This is a genomic window from Synechococcus sp. H60.3, from assembly GCF_047462295.1.
Classification (GTDB): Bacteria; Cyanobacteriota; Cyanobacteriia; order Thermostichales; family Thermostichaceae; genus Thermostichus.
This window is the reverse complement of the sequence record NZ_JANSIY010000021.1, coordinates 1-16,743: the sequence shown is the minus strand read 5'-3', so window position 1 is coordinate 16,743 and position 16,743 is coordinate 1. Positions and strand designations below refer to the sequence as shown.

The following is a 16,743-nucleotide window of genomic DNA, read 5'->3' as shown; positions in this document are numbered from 1 at the left end:
GCGCGATCTCTACCCGCCCATCGAGCCCTACGATCACGGCTTTCTCCCCGTCTCTTCCCTGCACACCCTCTACTACGAGCAGTGCGGCAACCCGGCGGGCAAGGCGGTGGTGTTTTTGCATGGGGGGCCGGGGGGTGGGATCGATCCCCTCTACCGGCAGTACTTTGATCCCAGCCGCTGGCGGGTGGTGCTATTCGATCAACGTGGTTGCGGCAAGAGCCGCCCCTACGCCGAGCTGCGGGAGAACACCACCTGGGATCTGGTGGCCGATATCGAGAAGCTGCGCCAACACCTGGGCATTGAGCGCTGGTGGGTGTTTGGGGGCAGTTGGGGCAGCGCCCTTGCCTTGGCCTATGGGCAAACCCACCCCCACTCCTGCCTGGGGTTTATCTTGCGGGGCATTTTCCTGCTACGCCCTTTTGAGATCCGCTGGTTTTACCAGTCGGGGGCCAGCTACCTGTTCCCCGATGCTTGGGAACATTACCTGGAGCCCATCCCCCCCGAAGAGCGGGATGACCTGCTGGCAGCCTACCACCGCCGCCTCAACGACCCGGATCCCCAGGTGCGGCTGAGAGCGGCCCGCGCCTGGGCCATCTGGGAGGCCAGCACCAGCAAGTTGATCCCCAGCCCTGAGCTCATCGAGCGCTTTGGCCAGGAGACCTTTGCCGAGGCCTTTGCCCGCATCGAGTGCCACTACTTCGTCCATGGGGGTTTTTTGGATCCTGAAGACCAGCTCCTTAGGGGGGTGGAGCGCCTGCGCCATCTGCCGGCTGTGATCGTCCAGGGACGCTACGACGTGGTCTGCCCGCCCATTTCCGCCTGGGAGCTGCACCAGGCCTGGCCAGAGGCAGAGTTTCACCTCATTCCCGATGCCGGCCATTCCATCACCGAGCCCGGGATCCGCACTGCCCTGCTGCAGGCCACGGATCGCTGCGCTGACCTCTAGGTCTTGTCGCTCACCTTTGGGGAAGGAGCTCAACTTGCAGCCTTCGGGAGAGAGGCTGGGGCGCAGGGAGACGGTTTTGGACTGGTTGGCAACACCTTGAAAACTGGGATACCTTCCAGGAAAGCGCCCCAACCTATCGACAGTTGCGGATTTTGGGTTTATCACTGAGGGAAGGGCGGTGCAAGCTGCCCGGTTGATGACTTCCGCTGTCTCCCGCGGGCTGGTCGATCCATCCCAGTGCTTTTGCGGATCCCAACTTGTCATTCTTCGCCGTTTCCAGGGTCGAACTATGCAGAAACCGAACACTCTGTTCAAGCTTGCCCTTGCCCTGCCCGCCTCCCTCCTGCTGGCAGATGCAGTTGTGGCCTACCCCTGTGACTCGGTTGGGGGTGAAGCTTACAACTTCTACAGCCCCACGGTTCAGGTTGACAGTTTCGGGGCTCAGGCGTCGCCTGCTGTCGCAGGCAACGGTTTTATCGGGGTTGCCATCGAAACGGTGGATGGACAGCCAGCTCAAGGCGCCATCAGTCGTCGCCTGTTTGGCCCCGCGCCTCAAATCCAAGGGGTACAGGTGGTTGGTCTGCTCCAGGATGGCCCGGCTCAACAAGCGGGTCTGGCCCAGGGAGATATTTTGATTGGGGTGGACGGGCAGCGGGTCACCTCGGTGCAGCACGTCCAGCAAATTATCCAAAACACCCCGGTGGGCCAGCGGGTACCCATTACCTTCCGGCGCGGCGGACAGGTATTGTCCACGGTGGTGGTGGTCGGCGATGGCCGTGTGTTGCGCCCCTTGATGCTGCAGCAGCAGTAAGCTTTGTCGGGATCCCTTGCTGAGCTCTCTGTGACTGCTGCATCAGGGACAGAGTGGGCAGTTTGGGCGGTTTGCAGCTTCAATGGGCTGCTGTTTCTTGCTCTGGTTGCTCTTATTCCTACTGTCTTGAGCTTGCGATCGGCGCTTTCGATTACGGAGCGGGCCATGGCCGACTGGCGGGAAGCAGCTGAGCGGGCTTTGGCTCCCACGCCGGCTGAGTTGTTGCGCCTACGGGATCGGCTGCGGGAGAATCGCACTAACCTCGACCGCTGGCAGCGGCGTCTCCAGTTTTGGCAAGGGATCCGCAGGGTGGCTGTTTGGCTGGGGCGCAGGCTGTGAGGAGCATGGATAGCGTCTCCCATCCCATCCGGTTGCAGGTGATGGCCAATGCGCTGGCGGGGATCGCCGAGGAGATGGGGGCGCGCCTCATCCGCGGTTCTTACTCGGCCAACATCAAGGAGCGGCGGGATTGCTCGACGGCCCTGTTCGATGCCCAAGGGGCCTGTATTGCCCAGGCGGCCCACATTCCGGTGCACCTGGGAGCTCTCGCGGAAGCAGTGCGGGCAGTGGTGGCAACCGGCCCGCGGCCGGGTGATGTGTTCGTCCTCAACGATCCCTACCAGGGGGGATCCCATCTGCCGGATATCACGGTGGTTACAGCCATCCCCGGCCTGCGGGATCCAGAGCAGGTCTGCGCCTACGCGGTGAACCGGGCTCACCATGCCGATATTGGGGGGATGCGCCCTGGCTCCATGCCGGCCGACTCCACGGAAATCTGGCAGGAGGGGCTGGTGATCCCGCCGCTGCGGCTGGCCCAAATGACCCTGACGGGGGAGCTGTGCTGGCAGGGCGATCTGCTGCGCCTGATCCTGGCCAATGTGCGCAACCCTGAGCAGCGGCAGGGGGATTTGCAGGCCCAGGTGGGAGCCAGCGCCGTGGGGGTGAGCCGGTTTCGCGAGCTGCTGGCCCGCTTTGGCGAGGAGGAGACCTGGCAGTTGATTGCCGGGGTGATCGCCTACAGCCGGCGGCGGATGCAGGCCCAGATCCAGGCTCTGCCCGCTGGGATCTACACCGCCTGCGACTACCTGGAGGGCTACGGGGATCCGCCCGAGCCGCTCCGCATCCAGGTGCAGATTGAGGTAAGGGGGGAGAGGCTACGGGTGGACTTTGCCGGCACAGCCCCGGCCACCGCGGGGAACCTGAACGCACCTTTGGCTGTGACCCGCTCGGCAGTGCTCTTTGCCCTGCGCTGCCTGTTGGATCCCACCGCGCCCAGCAATGTCGGCCTGGAGGATCCCATCGAGATCGTGGCCCCGCCTGGTTGCCTGGTGAACGCCCAATTTCCGGCGGCGGTGGTGGCGGGCAACGTAGAAACTTCGCAGCGCATTGCCGATGTGGTGTTCAAAGCCCTAGCCCCGGTGGCCGGATCCCGTGCCATTGCCCAGGGGCAGGGCACCATGAACAACTGTGTGCTGGGCAACCGCCACTTCACCTACTACGAAACCCTGGGGGGCGGCCAAGGAGCCAGCCGGCAGCGACCGGGCCTGGACGGTGTCCACGTGGGCATGAGCAATACCCTCAACACCCCCATCGAAGCTCTGGAGCTGGAGTATCCCCTGCGGGTGCTGCGCTATGAGCTACGCCCGGATTCCGGCGGCCATGGCCGCCAGCGGGGCGGCTGGGGGCTGATCCGCTCCCTCCAGACCTTGCAAGATTGCACCCTCTCCCTGCTCACCGACCGGCGTCACCATGCCCCCCAAGGGGAAGAAGGCGGCGAGCCTGGCCAGGTGGGGATCAACCTCGTCAACGGGGATCCCTTGCCCAGCAAGATCAGCCGCCCCTTAAAAGCCGGCGATGTGCTCACCCTCTACACCCCTGGCGGCGGTGCCTGGGGAGCTAGGGAAGAAGAGGGGCCTGGCGGGCCCAAATAGCGCAGATGAGCGAGAAACAACTGCTCGCAGCGGCGGAGCACATCATCACGGCTGGCGAAGTGCTCTAACCTATGCACTTCTTGACCTTTCTCAAACAAAATTAAGGTTGGTAGCGAGCGCACCCGATAGCGGCGCGGCAGCCAAAAATTGTCGTCCACATTCACCCGCAGCACCTTGATCGACCCTCCCCACTCGGAGGCGAGGCGATCGGTAATCGGCTGAATGAAACGACACAGGCCACACCAAGGGGCGCCAAAATCCACCAAAACCCATCCATCGCTTGTCAAAAGTTCTTGATTAAAAGCATCAAGTGCAACTTGCAAGATCGCCACTCCCAAACTAAAGAAGTTCTTTGGGATCATGCTACCAGGCAACTCTGCTGGCTGCAGATATCATTTGCGGGTGGAGGGCGTAAAGAATCACTACGAAGCTGAACACTCCCAGGTAGGCCCAGCGTAGAAACTCTCGCGGTTGCAGTTGCTGGCGCTTCTGCAGAATGGCCAAGCCGGGGATCACAGAAGTACGGGCCTTGAGATCGCGGAAGGCCTGACCGTATTTCCGCTCCAGCCGGTGATCCCCGTGCCAGACGGCGAACAGGTGATAGGCCACCAACCCCAGGGAAGTGACCAGCATGAAACTGGAGCCAATCCAAAGGGAATGGGCCACACACCAGATCACCTGGCCCACCATTTGAGGGTGGCGGGTGATGCGGATGATCCCGCTCTCAAACAGGTGGATCTCCGGCTTCTGAATGGCAGCGATCTCCAGCAAATTGAAGGTGGCCGGATACAAAAAGAAAAACGAGAGCGCCGACAAAAGAACAACGGTGGTGTGAATGCCGGGGACAGCATGGAGATCCCAAAGGATCACGCCGTCGTAGCGATGGTTAAAGAAGTAGATCAGCAGCAGCGGCGCCAAGCTGAGGCTGACCAGCGCAAAAAGAAGGCGGTACAGACGGGATCCCAGCCAAGCTTCTCCCCAGGGGCGCAAGTAGGCCAGCCCACTGTGAGCACAAGCAAACCCCAAAATCAGGGCCAACATGATCGCGTGGGATCGGTAGGGGGCCAGCTCGGGCGGTAAGTGGCTAAAGAGTGGGAACAGCATCTTTTCAAGAGCTCCTCTGGGGCGTCGCCGTGACTTATGCTTAAAGATAAGTTACATAAGGCAAGCTTCCCATGCTGAAAACTTTTTTTCTACGCCTTCTCGGCCTGTTGCTCTCGGTCATCCTGGTGCTGGGCTGGACGACCGCAAGTGCTCAGGCGGCCCGTCTCACCGGCAAGTACTACGAAGACAGCATGACTCTGATTCAGACGCTGCGCACCGTCCTTTCGGAAGCGGATCCCGTGATGAACCCGGCAGAGGCGCGGGCGGAAGTGATGGAGGCTATGCAAGAATTCGCAGGGCGCTACCATGGCCATCGCTACGACAAGCTGCAATCCTTCACTACTCTGCGCACCGTGTTCAACACCGTGGCCTCCCACTACCGCACCTCCAACCGGCCTCTTGACCCGGAGAAGGTGGAGCGGGTGCTGATGCAACTGGATCGCGCTGAGCTGGCCCTGCGCCGCGAAGGTTAAGCTTTGTTAGATATCCCAGATCCAAGTCACAGGCAAATTGCCCCTAGTGCAGCCAAGCTCTTGTCGGCCTGCAAAAGTCGAGGTCGTCCACGGCGCTCTTCCCAAAGGCGAGGAGGAAGAGTAGTTCTCCCTCGCAGGAAAGGGTATCTTCTTTTGTCTGAGATTTACTGGGCAAGGCGCAGGGTTACTTTGATAACAACCCGGTGGGGGCTGCTTTCGCAAAGCTCCAGATCGCCCCCCATTTCTCTCAGGAGCCGCTCGCTCACCCGCCAAGCAGCGCAACCCTTTGTTTGGATGGGCACATGGCACCGCCCTTCCAGATTCCACTCTAGGCAAAGGCGCCCCTCTGCTGCTGCGATGGGGTAGAGGTGCAGAGTCATCGAGCCATAGCGTAGGGTGCGAATACCCCAGCGACACACCCCCAGCAGGGCCTGCACCAAACCGTGGCGATCTGCCCAAACCATAAGGCTCTCCGAGAAGGCGGGCAGCTCAGAGGCAGAAGGCGGTTGTAGGGTCGGCCATTCGTAGCGAATGCCCTGATCCTGGGCCTGTAGGCGAGTTAGGCTGTACACATCCTGAAGGAGGGGGCGGAGTCGGGTCGGCTCCGGTTGCAAGGGTTGAATGGGCAGGTCGTGGCGAGCCAGGCGAGTGTACTCCTCGAGCAACTTGATCAGGCGCTCCACCGCTTCTTTGGCACTTTGCAGGTACTCCCGCTCTTCTTCGCGGGAATCGCACAGATCGGACAGCACCAACTGCAGGGATCCCATCTGGCTGCTGAGGGGGTTGCGCAGCTCGTGGCCAATACTGACGAGCAGCTCCTGCTGAAAGGCGCGCATCACCTCCGAGCGCTCAAACGCAAACTGCCAGTCCACCGCATCTTGCCCGGCGGCAGCAGCGGCCTGCTGGGAGGGAGGATCGGGTTTTGCTGCAGGCAAGGGTTTCCTCAAGAGGTACTTTGGACGAAAGGTAGGAGATCTGGTGATGTGTTCGGATGGAGAGCCTTGGGTTTTAGCTAATTTGACAGCAGCGCGCTCCTGGATCCTACCTTTTTCTTTCCAACTTTCTAGCCGACGAAATGGGCGCTGACCACCCGCTCAATTCCAGCCAGATCCTTGTGGACTTGGATCTGCTGATAGCCGCCTCTGGCCTGCAACTGCTCCACCACCCAAGGAGCTTGGCCTTGCATCACCTCCACCGCCCAAAAGGAGTTGGGGGCCAAGTAATCCGGTGCCTTTTGAATCAAAAGGCGCAAGTGCACCAGCCCATCTTCCCCCCCATCGAGGGCCTGTCGTGGCTCGTGTAGCCGTACCTCGGGCATGAGGTAGGCCAGCTCTCCAGTGGGGATGTAGGGCGGGTTGGAAACCAGGCCACGCAGCCGGCCTCGCCAGGGATCCAAAGGCGCAAACCAGGATCCCTGCAACAGCTTCACCCGTTCCTGCAGATGATAGTCCGCCACATTGGCTGCCGCAACGGCCAAAGCCTCTGGGCTCACGTCCACCGCCAGAAGCTGCAACTGGGGATGCCCCTGGGCCAAAGCGATGACAATTGCCCCACTACCGGTGCCCAGGTCGGCAAAAAGGGATCCCGGCGGCAGCGGGTTAGACCTCAACCAAAGGGAGGCTTGCTCCACCAGTAGCTCGGTCTCCGGGCGTGGGATCAACACCGCTGGCGTTACCCGCAAGCTCAAACCCGCCCACTCTACCCTTCCCAGCAGGTACTGTAGAGGGATGCGCTCTGTCAGCCGGCGCCGCCACAGCTCCTCTACCTCCGCCAGGGGATCCCCCTGCACCGTCGGGGGCCGACCCAGCAAGCGCTCCAACGATCCCCAGCCCAGCCGTTCCCTCAGCAAAAGTTCCACTTCCTGAGGAGAGATGCCGGCAGCTTGCGCCGCCCGCAAAGCCTGGGCACGCCAGGCCAGCAATTGCTGCACCAGCGGGGATCCCATCAGGAGCTAGGTCAACGCCGCTGAGGCTGGGGAGTGGCAGGTGAATTGGGCTGAGGAGTGGCAGAGCGAACTAACGATTGCACGTACTCCAGCGACGCGCGCGGGGGGATGAAAGCAATCTTCTGCACATCCTCCTGGGCGTCAGGGGCTAACATGCGCTCCACCACGATGGCCAAGGAAGTGACCTCGATCTGGGTTTTGCCGACCACCTCTGGGTTCTGCGCCGCCGCCCGATCCAAAGCCCCCTTCAGGTCGTTGCGGTCGAAGAAGAAAGGCACCACCTCCTGGCCATCCTGCTCGATGGTCAGCAGCCCCTCTCCCGAGCGGCCATAGAACAGCGGCACGCCGATCACTTCCGGCGGCACCTCCTGACCCGTTTCTTTCAGCACCTGCTTGGCCGCCTCCACATCAGCAGCCCGGGGCACCACCTCAAAGTACAGATCGCTATTCTTGGCCCGCTCTTCTTCCGACTTTTCGTAGGCGTAGCCCAAGGGAATGGGCACCACCTGGGCCTGCTGACCCACCTCAGGGTTCTTGGCTTTCACCTGCTGCAACGCTTGCTGGGCTTGGTTCTGATCCAGCCAAAAAGAAGCCACCTGGATGGTGCGCCCCTCCCGCTCTACGTTGGCGACCACAGGGGTGCCGTTCTGAGACACGATGGCAAAAACCGGCACCAGATTCAGCCGCTCCGCCACTTCTTGACGACTCATGGGAGCTGCCACTGCCTGAGTCAAGAGGAGCCCCCCTTGAGCAAAAATAGGAACTCCCCCCCAAATCACCCCCGCCACCCCCAGCAGAAGAGTGCTGCGAACTGCTGCTACGAATACAGCCCGCCCACCTGCCTGAGCTGCGCGGCGGCAAAGGGATCCCAAAAGCGGCACTGCATTACTGCGCATCCTTTTCATCTCTACTCCCGGCCTTGCGCCTTGTCTTCGTTGCTATGGGGTCAGATCCCTAAGACCCTAACCGACGGCCTCTGCCCAAGAAGAGCTGACCAAGCTTGCCTTGCTCAACACAGCTCGGGCGAGCGATGCGGCACACTCTTGGGACTTTGGGGACAGCGCCTGGCGAACTGGCCCTTGCTGACACTACCCCCCCTCTACCCTTTTTGACGAGCGCCCCTGGGCCACCCTAGAAGGCAAGGTTAAAGCATTTGCTCAACCCCTGTCGAGGGGTAAAGCCCCTGTTTTGGGTGGGGATCCCGCATCACCTCCTACTATATACGGAGTCCAACAAAGCGGATCCACACCAAATACAGATCGCCCCTCCATCCTCTGGATGCAGAGTCTGGGCTGAGAAGGCCAATTCCCACTAGGCAAAGCTCTTGCTTCCCGATCGGTTTTGCTGGGGGCCCGCTACTGCCTAAGGTTGGGAAAGGGGGAACAGACGGCCCTGCTCGACGGTAACTTGAACCCGCGTGCCCACGGGCAAAGCTTCCCGCGCCAGGGCGTGCAATTCCTTGCCCGTCTCTGTGACCAGACAATAGCGATACTCCCGCCCCAAAAACTGACGATCCCGAATGGTAACTCTCCCTTGCGGATCCGGATGCAGACGTAACTCCTCCTGCCGGATCATCAACTCTCCCTCGCGCAGATGGGGATCGGGCTGATCTCGGAGAAACTGGGAGGGAATCTGCAGCAGCTCCTTAGCTTGCCAACCAGACTCCCGCCGCTCACAGCGCAGAAAGTTGGCCTGGGCGATGAATTCTGCCACAAAACGGGTAGCCGGCTCCCGGTAAACTTCCTCCGGGGATCCCCATTGCTCGATGCGGCCCTCCCGCATCACCGCCACCCAATCGGAAAGGGAGAGGGCCTCTTCCTGGTCGTGGGTAACGAAAATGGCCGAGGTCTGGGTTTGCTTGAGGATTTTGCGGATTTCTTCCCGCAAGTAGTAGCGCACCTGCACATCCAAGTTGCTCAGCGGCTCATCCAAAAGGATCAGGCTGGGCCTGGGGGCCAAAGCCCGGGCCAGAGCCACTCGCTGCTGCTGACCGCCCGAGAGCTCGTGCGGATAGCGGTGGACGTAGCCTTCTAGGCCCACCAAGCGCAACACCTCGTAAGCCCGTTCCCGCGCCTGTTGGGCAGTACCTCGCCACTCCGTCAAGGGAGGGTGATGGCTCCGCTGCGCCCCTGCCGCAGTCGCGTTGGTGGACCGGAGGCCAAACATCACATTAGCCAACACGTCCAAGTGCGGAAACAGGGCAAAATCTTGAAACACCAGCCCCACTCCCCGCCGCTCCGGCGGGATCCACTGCCCATCCCCAACCACAACCTGTCCTCCCAGCAGGATCCGCCCGCTGTCTGGCTGCTCAAAACCGGCAATGGTACGCAAGAGGGTGGTTTTTCCGCAGCCCGACGGGCCCACAATCCCCAGAATGTCTCCCTGAGGCAGGCGAAACTCCACCTCCTGCAAAACCCACTGCCGCTGGCCAGGAAACCTCTTGCTAATGCCCTCAACCTGAAGAATGTAGGGAGAATCCGCCCGGGCAGCAGTGGACGTTGAGGAAACCAAGAACTCGGCCATGGCGATTGTTGCAAAAGATTTTCACTACTTTTAGTAGACTACCATACCCCAAGTTGTGTTGAGGCCGGTCGGCTCGGGATAGAGAGGGGTCGGGATCCCAGCTTCGACCATTTGTTTTGGGTGGCAGAAATCAGTGTTACACTTGGTTAACGAAGTTTCCCAGACTTTGGCGGCGCTTGCTCTCGATAGCGCCTTCCAGGGTCTCTGTTCTGGATGAGTTTTGAGAGAAAGTTCCCTGAACGTGCCCTGATCACGGGGGCCAGTCGAGGGATCGGCAAAGCGGTAGCTCTGAGACTGGCCGAGGAAGGGATAGCGGTTGCTTTGGTTGCCCGTTCCCACCCCGATTTGCTGGCAGTGCAGGCGGAGATCCAGGCAAAAGGAGGAAAGGCGGAGGTTTTTCCCATCGACTTGGCCGACTTGACAGCTCTACCGCAGCAGTTGCAGGCTCTCCTGGATCGATTTGGTGTTTGTGATGTCTTGGTCAATAACGCCGGCATAGCCCAGGTTGGGCCTTTGGCCACCTTATCTTTGTCCGATTGGCAGCGAGTGATCGACTTGAACCTGACGGCAGCTTTTCTCTGTGCCCAAGCCGTTCTGCCCGGGATGCGCCAGCAGCGCTGCGGCACGATTGTCAACATTATCTCCATTGCGGGCAAGCGAGCCTTTCCCAATTGGGGGGCCTACTGCGCCAGCAAGTTTGGCCTGCTGGGCTTTTCTCAAGCCCTGGCCGCAGAGGAACGGCAGCATGGCATTCGGGTGACCAGCCTGTGTCCCGGAGCTGTGGATACCCCCCTTTGGGACACAGTTCAGGTCGATTTCGACCGTTCCCAAATGCTCTCGCCGGAGTGGGTGGCGGACTTGGTTGCCCACATCGTTCGCCTGCCCAGGGGTGCTGTGGTGGAAGATCTCACCCTCATGCCGGCGGCGGGGGCCTTTTAGGCTGGCTCTTCCTGGAGTGGCCTTGCTAGCCCAGTTTTGAGGGTTTCCCGGCCCTGTCTCCCTCGACAAGTTCCTTCAACCCTTCGTTCAACCAAAGGAATATCCTGCTATGACTCTTGCCAAGCCTGGATCCGGTGCCGAATTGCGACTCAACGACAAAGCCAACCTCAAGTCTCGGGTTATTCGCGATCTGTCCCACTCGGCAGAGCAAGAGCCCAGGGGCTCAGAAAGCCTGGATCCGGCGATGGTGGCCGCAGTGGAGACGTTGCTGCGGGGAATTGGGGAAGATCCCCAGCGGGAGGGTCTCAAGAAAACCCCGGAGCGAGTGGTGGCCGCGCTGAAGTTTTTGACCAGCGGCTATCAGCAGTCCCTGGAAGATCTCATCAACGGCGCCATCTTCGACGAGGGCCACGACGAGATGGTGCTGCTGCGGGACGTAACCCTATTTAGCCTCTGTGAGCACCATCTGTTGCCCTTTATCGGCAAGGCCCATGTGGCTTACATCCCCCGCCAAAAAGTGGTTGGCCTGAGCAAGATTGCCCGCATTGTCGAGATGTACTCCCGCCGCCTGCAGGTTCAGGAGCGTCTTACCCGCCAGATCGCGGAAGCCTTGATGACCATGCTGGATCCCTATGGGGTGGGAGTGGTTATTGAGGCTACCCACATGTGCATGGTGATGCGGGGGGTGCAAAAGCCCGGCTCTTGGACGGTCACCAGCTCCATGGTAGGAGTATTTCAGGAGGATCCCCGCACGCGGGAGGAGTTCTTGAGCCTCATTCGCCACCCGTCCAACTTTTAAGGATCCCGCAGCGCTTTGCCGGCAAGAAAGCTAACCCTCTGCTCAAGCTGGGCATACTAGCTTAAAATCGACGCAGATCCTGCCAGAAGCGAGGCCTGTTATGAGCGAGGTCAGCCCTGAGAACCAATTTCCCACTGACTTAGACTCCGGTTGGAAGCCGCCGACCCCGCCTGATATCCAGCGCCCCGCGCGGGAGGCTGCGCAGACGCCGCCGGTGGAGCCCCCAACCCAGTTGGATCCGGTACTGGCTGCCTCTCCCCCTCAAGGGCTTAGATCGCGTCCTGCCACCAGTGCTCCCAAACCCATCTTGGGTCGACCCGTTCCACCGGGCGTGGCTGCCGCTCCGCCTCAGACGCCAGTGCCCATGCCTGGCCCTGCAACTGCCTCGCAGATGCCACCGCCCGCTCCAGCTCCTGCCGCCCGGCCTCAGGTGTCTCCCCCCAGCCCCAGTCCGGCTGCTCCGCCTTTTGGGCCGCCGGCTCGACCAACGGCTGCTGGACGGATCCCGGTGGCCCCCGCTGCTCCTAAGTCTGCCCCCGCTGGCCCGACGCTGCGCCAACTGGTGCAGGAAGCCTACGAAAAAGGCTACTCGGACATTCACCTAGGGGTGGGAGAGGTGCCCCGTTTCCGGGATCGGGGGCAAATGGTCTTGAGTAACTACCCGGTCACCACTACTGAGATGTTCTATGGCTGGCTGCGGGAAAGCCTGCCGGAAAACCAAATCCGGCAATTTGAGGAGTGCCTGGAGCTGGATACCGCTATCCAGTACGAAGGCCTGGTGCGCTGCCGGGTCAACTGCTTTGTTTCCCTGCTGGGGCCGGCGATGGTGATGCGTCTGATCCCGCTCAAGATCTTGACCTTGGAGCAGTTGCGAGCGCCGGAGGTGTTGAAGCGCATTGCCGAAGAGCACAAGGGCCTGGTTCTGGTAACTGGCCCCACCGGCTCCGGTAAGTCCACGACTCTGGCGGCGATGGTGGACTACATCAACTCCAACTTCGCCAAGCACATCATCTCCATTGAGGATCCCATCGAGTTCGTCCACCAAAGCAAGAAATCGATGGTGCGGCAGCGGGAGGTTGGGATCCACACTCTGGAGTTTGCCAACGCCCTAAAGGCCTCGCTGCGGGAAGATCCAGACATCATCCTGATTGGGGAGATGCGGGATCGGGAAACGGTGGATACGGCTCTGAAGGCTGGTCAGACTGGCCACTTGGTCTTCGGAACCCTGCACACCAACAGTGCCGTCCGCACCATCGAGCGTCTCTTGGGGATCTACCGGCCGGAGGAGCAGGAGCCGATGCGTCTGCAACTAGCGGAGACTCTAGTAGCAATTATTGCCCAGACGCTGGTGCGCACCACCGATGGTAAGCGGACGGCGGCCCACGAGATCATGCGCAACACCGATGCTATCCGCGACTACATCAAGCGGGGCGCCGTGGACGAGATTGAGGAGCTGATTGCCGACGGCTCCTACGAGGGCATGTGTACCATGAATCAGTCTTTATTTCGGCTCTACCAGGAGGGACGGATTACTGAGGAGGTGTGTCTGGAGGCGGCTCCACGGCGCAACGAGATGGCCCAATGGCTGCGGGGCCGGATTTAGAGCCGGTCTGCCGGCTGGGCCAGGTGCTTGAGGGAAGGTCTGTCCTATCCTAAACTGGGAGCAGTTAGCTTGCTAAGTTGTCTTCTCATCTTCTGGGCCAGCCTTTGGCTAGGGGGATGGGTTGCTGGGCTGGCTTGATTAAGTGAATTGAAAGAGCGTTACAAAACAGGAGAATCCCTACCGTGAGCGTGATCAACCAGATCATCGAGACTGCGGATGACCAACTGCGTTACCTCTCAGTCAGCGAACTGGAAGCTATCAAAGATTACATGAGCAGCGGCGAGAGGCGTCTGCAAATCGCTCAGGTGCTAACAGAAAATAAAAAGCGCATCATCGACGAGGCCCAAAAGCGGCTATTTGCCAAGCGACCCGAATATATACAACCCGGCGGCAATGCCTACGGCGAAAAGCGCTACAATCAGTGCCTGCGGGACTACGACTGGTATCTACGTCTGGTGACCTATGGCATCATTGCTGGCAGCAAGGAGCCGATCGAGTCCATCGGCCTGATAGGGGTGCGGGAGATGTACAATGCCCTCAACGTGCCCATTGCCGGTATGATCGATGCGATCGTGTTCTTGAAGGAAGCAGCCCTCAGCCTGCTGGATCCCGACTCCGCCGCCGAGGCCGCTCCCTACTTTGATTACATCATCAACGCCATGAGCTAGCTCGTATCTGCTGGGGAGCAAAGCCTGTCTGAGTGTCGAGAGGCGGGCTGCCTACAGAGATGCTAGGGCGGCGCGGGCGTGGGCGGCCACCTGCTCTTGGGGATCCTGAGCCAAGCGGGTCAAGCCAGGGCGAGCTGCCTCGGTGCCAAGCTGGGCTAGGGCAATGCAGACGCGGTAGCGCAACTGCCAGTCGTCCGAATCGATGAGGGGCTCCAGATGGGGGATGGCTCGCGGATCCCCTAGATCTCCCAGGGCAGCGGCGGCGGCTGTTGTCAGCAGCTCGTCTTCTTCCTGCAAAACCTGCACTAGGGTGTCGAAGGCGGCGGGGTTACCCAGCTCGCCCAGGGCGGCGACAATGCTAAAGCGCACCAGCCACTCCGTCTCTCGCTGGTAGGCTTCTAGCAGATCGTCTAGGGCCTGCGGCTGCTTCAGATCCCCCAGGGCGGCGGCGGCGGCAGCCCGCACATCGAACTCGGGATCCTCTCGCAAAAACCGTCGCAGAATCGGCAAAAGGGCAGCCGGATCGACACCTTCGCCGGAGAGGGTGCCCAATTGGCTGATGGCGGCATAGCGGACGCGGGCATTCTCGTCGGTTACAGCTCGCTGCAACAGTGTCAAGGCTGCGGTCGGGGGGAGCTCTCTGGCTTTGTTGACGGCGCGCAGCCGATCCCCCAAGTTCTGAGAGCTCAACAGCTCCAGCAAGGCCGGCAGATCCCCAGAAGTTGTCGTCATCTCCTTATTCTCCCCCTAACCCGGCTATAGCAAAGGACGAAAAGCCGATGTTATCATTCTGAGGCAGTGCATCCAGTTTTTGTGAACTTATGGCCTTACTGCAGCAAGAAAAGCAGGAGATTATCGAGACCTACCGACTTCACGACACCGACACCGGTTCTGCGGAGGTACAAGTTGCTCTTCTAACCAGCCGTATCAACCAACTCTCGCAGCACCTTCAGAAAAACCCGAAAGATTTTAACTCCCGCCGCGGCCTGATGATGATGATCGGTCGGCGCAAGCGTCTGCTCAACTACATTGCCAAACGTTCTCCCGACCGCTTCCGGGAGCTGGCCGAACGGTTGAACATCCGCGTGAGAAAGTAGGCAGCTAGCTAAATCGCTGTTGGAGAGCTACCTTCGTGGGCAAGTCCAGCCGCTATTCCAAAGCCTCCCGCCGCCGCTCCAGCCCTACCCCTGCTCAGGTGGAGAAGCAGCCGACCCAAAGAGAGCCGGTTGCTGTTATCCCTCCGGAGGTGAGCCGGCGCATGGTGCGGCGGATCTTGGTCTTTTCCGGGATCCCTTCTGGCCTTGGCTTGAGCAGCTTTTTTGTCAATTACTATCTCTTAACCAACCATGTGGTGGCTCTGCCACCTTACTTTACCCTGGTGGAGTCGCTGGCCTTTTTCGGCCTTGGCTTTTTGGGTATTAGCTACGGCGTGTTCTCGGCTTCTTGGGATCCAGAGCCGGGATCCCTGCTGGGAATTGGCGAGTTCCGCCGCAACCTAGGCAATGTTTTCAAGCAGTGGCGCGAGTTGTCTGCCCCTTCTGAGCCTTCGGACGCCGACGAGTCCTAGATTTTGCTCTCTCTCAAAAAAGGCCAGCCCTCGTCCCTAGCCCCTCTCCTCTGGGAGCGGGGCTCTCAACTCTCATCCTCCATACGTTACATGACGCTCGGTGGTGCGGAATTGCAGGATCGTCAGGCCCACCACAATTAAGAAGAGCACAATTGATTGGGCGGCTGCTCTGCCCAAATTGCCCGACGATACACCGATTTTGTAGATCTCGTAGATCAGCACCGAGGTGGATCCGGAAGGGCCGCCGGCAGTCAGCAGATCAATGGTGCCAAAAATATCAAAAAAGGCGTAGGTCATGTTGGTGATCACCAAAAAGAAGGTGATGGGGGAAAGCAGCGGTAGGGTGATGGCAAAAAAGCGGCGAAGGGCCCCTGCCCCATCGATGGCAGCCGCCTCCTGCAAATCTTTAGGCAGGTTTTGCAGCCCAGCCAAATAAAACAAAATGTTGTAGCCCATCTGCTTCCAAACGCTGGCAAAGATCACCACCCAAGGGGCTAAATTGGGATCGCTCAGCCAGTTCAAACGTGGGATCCCTACCAGCCCCAGTAAGTAGTTGGCTACACCGCCCAAGGGGTTGAAGATGATGAAAAAGATGATGCCGGCCACTGCTGGCGAAATGGCATAGGGCCAGATCAGTAAGATGCGATAGATCGCCGCTCCGCGAATGGGCTGGTAGAGCAACGTGGCAATCAACAGGGATCCGCTCAGCCCTAGCACCACGATAGCCGCCGAAATAGCAAAGGTAATCCCCAGGCTGCGCAGATAGGTGGAATCTGTCAGCAGAGCGGTAAAGTTATCCACACAGACAAAGCGGCTGCGCGGTGCACCCACAAAGGTGAGCAGAGTGGAAAGGCGCAGGGTATCCAGCCCTGGATAGTAGAGAAACACCACCAAAATGGTGAAGGTGGGCAACAAGAGCAGCCAGGCCAGCCACCCCTGCTTGAAGATACCCCTCTCTTGGGGGGCTGCACTGGGGATCCCCAGGCGGCGCTCCTGTTCCTTGCGGATCCACGCCAGCAGCGGCCAGAGGGGGATGGCCATGCCCGCCACCACCAGCCCCACGCCAAAAGCGAGGTCGATGGCCTTGCGCTCCGGCGCAAAGGTGCAAAAATCCAGCGGCACCATGAAGATCAGGGATCCCAACCCTCCTGCCAGACCCCCCAGAGCCGCCCCCAGCAGCACAGGCCGCTCGATGCGCCGAAAACGGGATCCCACCCAGAGGGCCCCTGACAACCCTGCCAGCAGTGGCACCAGCACTTGCATCCATTCCCCCATGTTCTCTTTCCCCTCTAACCTTGCAAAAGCCAAGAAAGGGGCAGGCGGCTGCCCACTCCCCATCTTCGGATTTCGCCGTCAATCCGACAGCATCCCAGCTACCGGCCAATTACTGATAGAGGGAGTTGTACTCGGCCAGCAGGCGGTTGGCCTCCTCGT

General features: G+C 60.3%; 19 protein-coding genes. 11 read left to right on the top strand and 8 right to left on the bottom strand.

Annotated elements, in window-relative coordinates:
• The 4 genes from pip to NW841_RS03920 all read left to right on the top strand — a co-directional run.
• A partial coding sequence (gene pip, locus NW841_RS03935; RefSeq protein WP_414385480.1) for a prolyl aminopeptidase occupies nucleotides 1-946 on the top strand: 946 nt, incomplete at its 5' end.
• A gap of 289 nt (nucleotides 947-1,235) precedes the next feature.
• On the top strand, nucleotides 1,236-1,757 hold the full coding sequence (locus tag NW841_RS03930; protein WP_414385478.1) for a PDZ domain-containing protein: 522 nt from the start codon (nucleotides 1,236-1,238) through the stop codon (nucleotides 1,755-1,757).
• Nucleotides 1,758-1,889: 132 nt separating this feature from the next.
• Nucleotides 1,890-2,096, top strand: coding sequence for a hypothetical protein (locus NW841_RS03925; RefSeq protein WP_414385476.1), 207 nt, complete (start codon nucleotides 1,890-1,892; stop codon nucleotides 2,094-2,096).
• Between the two features lie 5 nt (nucleotides 2,097-2,101).
• Nucleotides 2,102-3,688: a hydantoinase B/oxoprolinase family protein gene (locus tag NW841_RS03920; protein ID WP_414385474.1), complete on the top strand. Its 1,587-nt coding sequence runs from the start codon at nucleotides 2,102-2,104 to the stop codon at nucleotides 3,686-3,688.
• On the opposite strand, the gene NW841_RS03915 is transcribed toward NW841_RS03920, so the two are convergent.
• The gene (locus NW841_RS03915) at nucleotides 3,625-4,020 is read right to left on the bottom strand and encodes a thioredoxin family protein (RefSeq protein ID WP_414371294.1); all 396 of its coding nucleotides are present in this window, start codon (nucleotides 4,018-4,020) and stop codon (nucleotides 3,625-3,627) included. The genes NW841_RS03920 and NW841_RS03915 overlap by 64 nt on opposite strands.
• A gap of 31 nt (nucleotides 4,021-4,051) precedes the next feature.
• Nucleotides 4,052-4,792 carry an NnrU family protein gene (locus tag NW841_RS03910; protein WP_414364578.1) on the bottom strand — a complete coding sequence of 247 codons (741 nt, stop codon included), beginning with the start codon at nucleotides 4,790-4,792 and terminating at the stop codon, nucleotides 4,052-4,054.
• Between the two features lie 71 nt (nucleotides 4,793-4,863).
• Here NW841_RS03910 and psb27 point away from each other — a divergent pair, with 71 nt between their 5' ends.
• The gene (psb27, locus tag NW841_RS03905) at nucleotides 4,864-5,265 is read left to right on the top strand and encodes a photosystem II protein Psb27 (RefSeq protein ID WP_414364576.1); all 402 of its coding nucleotides are present in this window, start codon (nucleotides 4,864-4,866) and stop codon (nucleotides 5,263-5,265) included.
• Nucleotides 5,266-5,429: 164 nt separating this feature from the next.
• Here psb27 and NW841_RS03900 read toward each other — a convergent pair whose 3' ends face one another.
• The 4 genes from NW841_RS03900 to NW841_RS03885 form a co-directional block, all read right to left on the bottom strand.
• Nucleotides 5,430-6,200 (bottom strand): sensor histidine kinase, encoded by a 771-nt coding sequence (locus NW841_RS03900; RefSeq protein WP_414385472.1) that lies wholly within the window; start codon nucleotides 6,198-6,200, stop codon nucleotides 5,430-5,432.
• A 128-nt stretch (nucleotides 6,201-6,328) separates the two neighbouring features.
• Nucleotides 6,329-7,210, bottom strand: a complete 882-nt coding sequence (gene prmC, locus NW841_RS03895; protein WP_414385470.1) for a peptide chain release factor N(5)-glutamine methyltransferase — start codon at nucleotides 7,208-7,210, stop codon at nucleotides 6,329-6,331.
• An 11-nt stretch (nucleotides 7,211-7,221) separates the two neighbouring features.
• Nucleotides 7,222-8,106: a Tic22 family protein gene (locus NW841_RS03890; RefSeq protein ID WP_414364571.1), complete on the bottom strand. Its 885-nt coding sequence runs from the start codon at nucleotides 8,104-8,106 to the stop codon at nucleotides 7,222-7,224.
• 466 nt (nucleotides 8,107-8,572) lie between these two features.
• Nucleotides 8,573-9,733 (bottom strand): ABC transporter ATP-binding protein, encoded by a 1,161-nt coding sequence (locus tag NW841_RS03885; protein WP_414364569.1) that lies wholly within the window; start codon nucleotides 9,731-9,733, stop codon nucleotides 8,573-8,575.
• Nucleotides 9,734-9,946: 213 nt separating this feature from the next.
• Between NW841_RS03885 and NW841_RS03880 the strand changes: the two genes are divergently transcribed.
• The 4 genes from NW841_RS03880 (at nucleotide 9,947) to apcD (ending at nucleotide 13,742) form a co-directional block, all read left to right on the top strand.
• Entirely contained in the window at nucleotides 9,947-10,672 is a 726-nt protein-coding gene (locus NW841_RS03880; protein ID WP_414385469.1) for an SDR family oxidoreductase, read from the top strand.
• A gap of 109 nt (nucleotides 10,673-10,781) precedes the next feature.
• The gene (gene folE / locus NW841_RS03875) at nucleotides 10,782-11,471 is read left to right on the top strand and encodes a GTP cyclohydrolase I FolE (RefSeq protein WP_414335003.1); all 690 of its coding nucleotides are present in this window, start codon (nucleotides 10,782-10,784) and stop codon (nucleotides 11,469-11,471) included.
• A gap of 307 nt (nucleotides 11,472-11,778) precedes the next feature.
• Complete coding sequence (locus tag NW841_RS03870) at nucleotides 11,779-13,074, top strand: type IV pilus twitching motility protein PilT (RefSeq protein WP_414385487.1); 1,296 nt, start codon at nucleotides 11,779-11,781, stop codon at nucleotides 13,072-13,074.
• Nucleotides 13,075-13,256: 182 nt separating this feature from the next.
• Nucleotides 13,257-13,742, top strand: a complete 486-nt coding sequence (apcD, locus tag NW841_RS03865; RefSeq protein WP_414371226.1) for an allophycocyanin subunit alpha-B — start codon at nucleotides 13,257-13,259, stop codon at nucleotides 13,740-13,742.
• A 51-nt stretch (nucleotides 13,743-13,793) separates the two neighbouring features.
• On the opposite strand, the gene NW841_RS03860 is transcribed toward apcD, so the two are convergent.
• A complete protein-coding gene (locus NW841_RS03860) occupies nucleotides 13,794-14,474 on the bottom strand; it encodes a HEAT repeat domain-containing protein (protein WP_414371228.1) in 681 nt (226 codons plus the stop codon).
• 89 nt (nucleotides 14,475-14,563) lie between these two features.
• On the opposite strand from NW841_RS03860, the gene rpsO reads away from it, so the two are divergent.
• On the top strand, nucleotides 14,564-14,839 hold the full coding sequence (gene rpsO / locus NW841_RS03855) for a 30S ribosomal protein S15 (protein WP_414366576.1): 276 nt from the start codon (nucleotides 14,564-14,566) through the stop codon (nucleotides 14,837-14,839).
• A gap of 35 nt (nucleotides 14,840-14,874) precedes the next feature.
• Nucleotides 14,875-15,309 carry a photosystem II biosynthesis protein gene (locus NW841_RS03850; RefSeq protein WP_414366575.1) on the top strand — a complete coding sequence of 145 codons (435 nt, stop codon included), beginning with the start codon at nucleotides 14,875-14,877 and terminating at the stop codon, nucleotides 15,307-15,309.
• A gap of 72 nt (nucleotides 15,310-15,381) precedes the next feature.
• On the opposite strand, the gene NW841_RS03845 is transcribed toward NW841_RS03850, so the two are convergent.
• Nucleotides 15,382-16,584, bottom strand: coding sequence for a carbohydrate ABC transporter permease (locus tag NW841_RS03845; RefSeq protein WP_414385466.1), 1,203 nt, complete (start codon nucleotides 16,582-16,584; stop codon nucleotides 15,382-15,384).
• Nucleotides 16,585-16,743: the final 159 nt, after the last annotated feature.

What these genes read in the sequence shown, in the direction of transcription:
- NW841_RS03930 (WP_414385478.1), top strand. Translation starts at nt 1,236, where the DNA reads ATGCAGAAACCGAACACTCTGTTCAAGCTTGCCCTTGCCCTGCCCGCC.
- NW841_RS03920 (WP_414385474.1), top strand. Translation starts at nt 2,102, where the DNA reads ATGGATAGCGTCTCCCATCCCATCCGGTTGCAGGTGATGGCCAATGCG.
- NW841_RS03910 (WP_414364578.1), bottom strand. Translation starts at nt 4,792, where the DNA reads ATGCTGTTCCCACTCTTTAGCCACTTACCGCCCGAGCTGGCCCCCTAC.
- psb27 (WP_414364576.1), top strand. Translation starts at nt 4,864, where the DNA reads ATGCTGAAAACTTTTTTTCTACGCCTTCTCGGCCTGTTGCTCTCGGTC.
- prmC (WP_414385470.1), bottom strand. Translation starts at nt 7,210, where the DNA reads ATGGGATCCCCGCTGGTGCAGCAATTGCTGGCCTGGCGTGCCCAGGCT.
- NW841_RS03890 (WP_414364571.1), bottom strand. Translation starts at nt 8,106, where the DNA reads ATGCGCAGTAATGCAGTGCCGCTTTTGGGATCCCTTTGCCGCCGCGCA.
- NW841_RS03885 (WP_414364569.1), bottom strand. Translation starts at nt 9,733, where the DNA reads ATGGCCGAGTTCTTGGTTTCCTCAACGTCCACTGCTGCCCGGGCGGAT.
- NW841_RS03880 (WP_414385469.1), top strand. Translation starts at nt 9,947, where the DNA reads ATGAGTTTTGAGAGAAAGTTCCCTGAACGTGCCCTGATCACGGGGGCC.
- folE (WP_414335003.1), top strand. Translation starts at nt 10,782, where the DNA reads ATGACTCTTGCCAAGCCTGGATCCGGTGCCGAATTGCGACTCAACGAC.
- NW841_RS03860 (WP_414371228.1), bottom strand. Translation starts at nt 14,474, where the DNA reads ATGACGACAACTTCTGGGGATCTGCCGGCCTTGCTGGAGCTGTTGAGC.
- rpsO (WP_414366576.1), top strand. Translation starts at nt 14,564, where the DNA reads ATGGCCTTACTGCAGCAAGAAAAGCAGGAGATTATCGAGACCTACCGA.
- NW841_RS03845 (WP_414385466.1), bottom strand. Translation starts at nt 16,584, where the DNA reads ATGGGGGAATGGATGCAAGTGCTGGTGCCACTGCTGGCAGGGTTGTCA.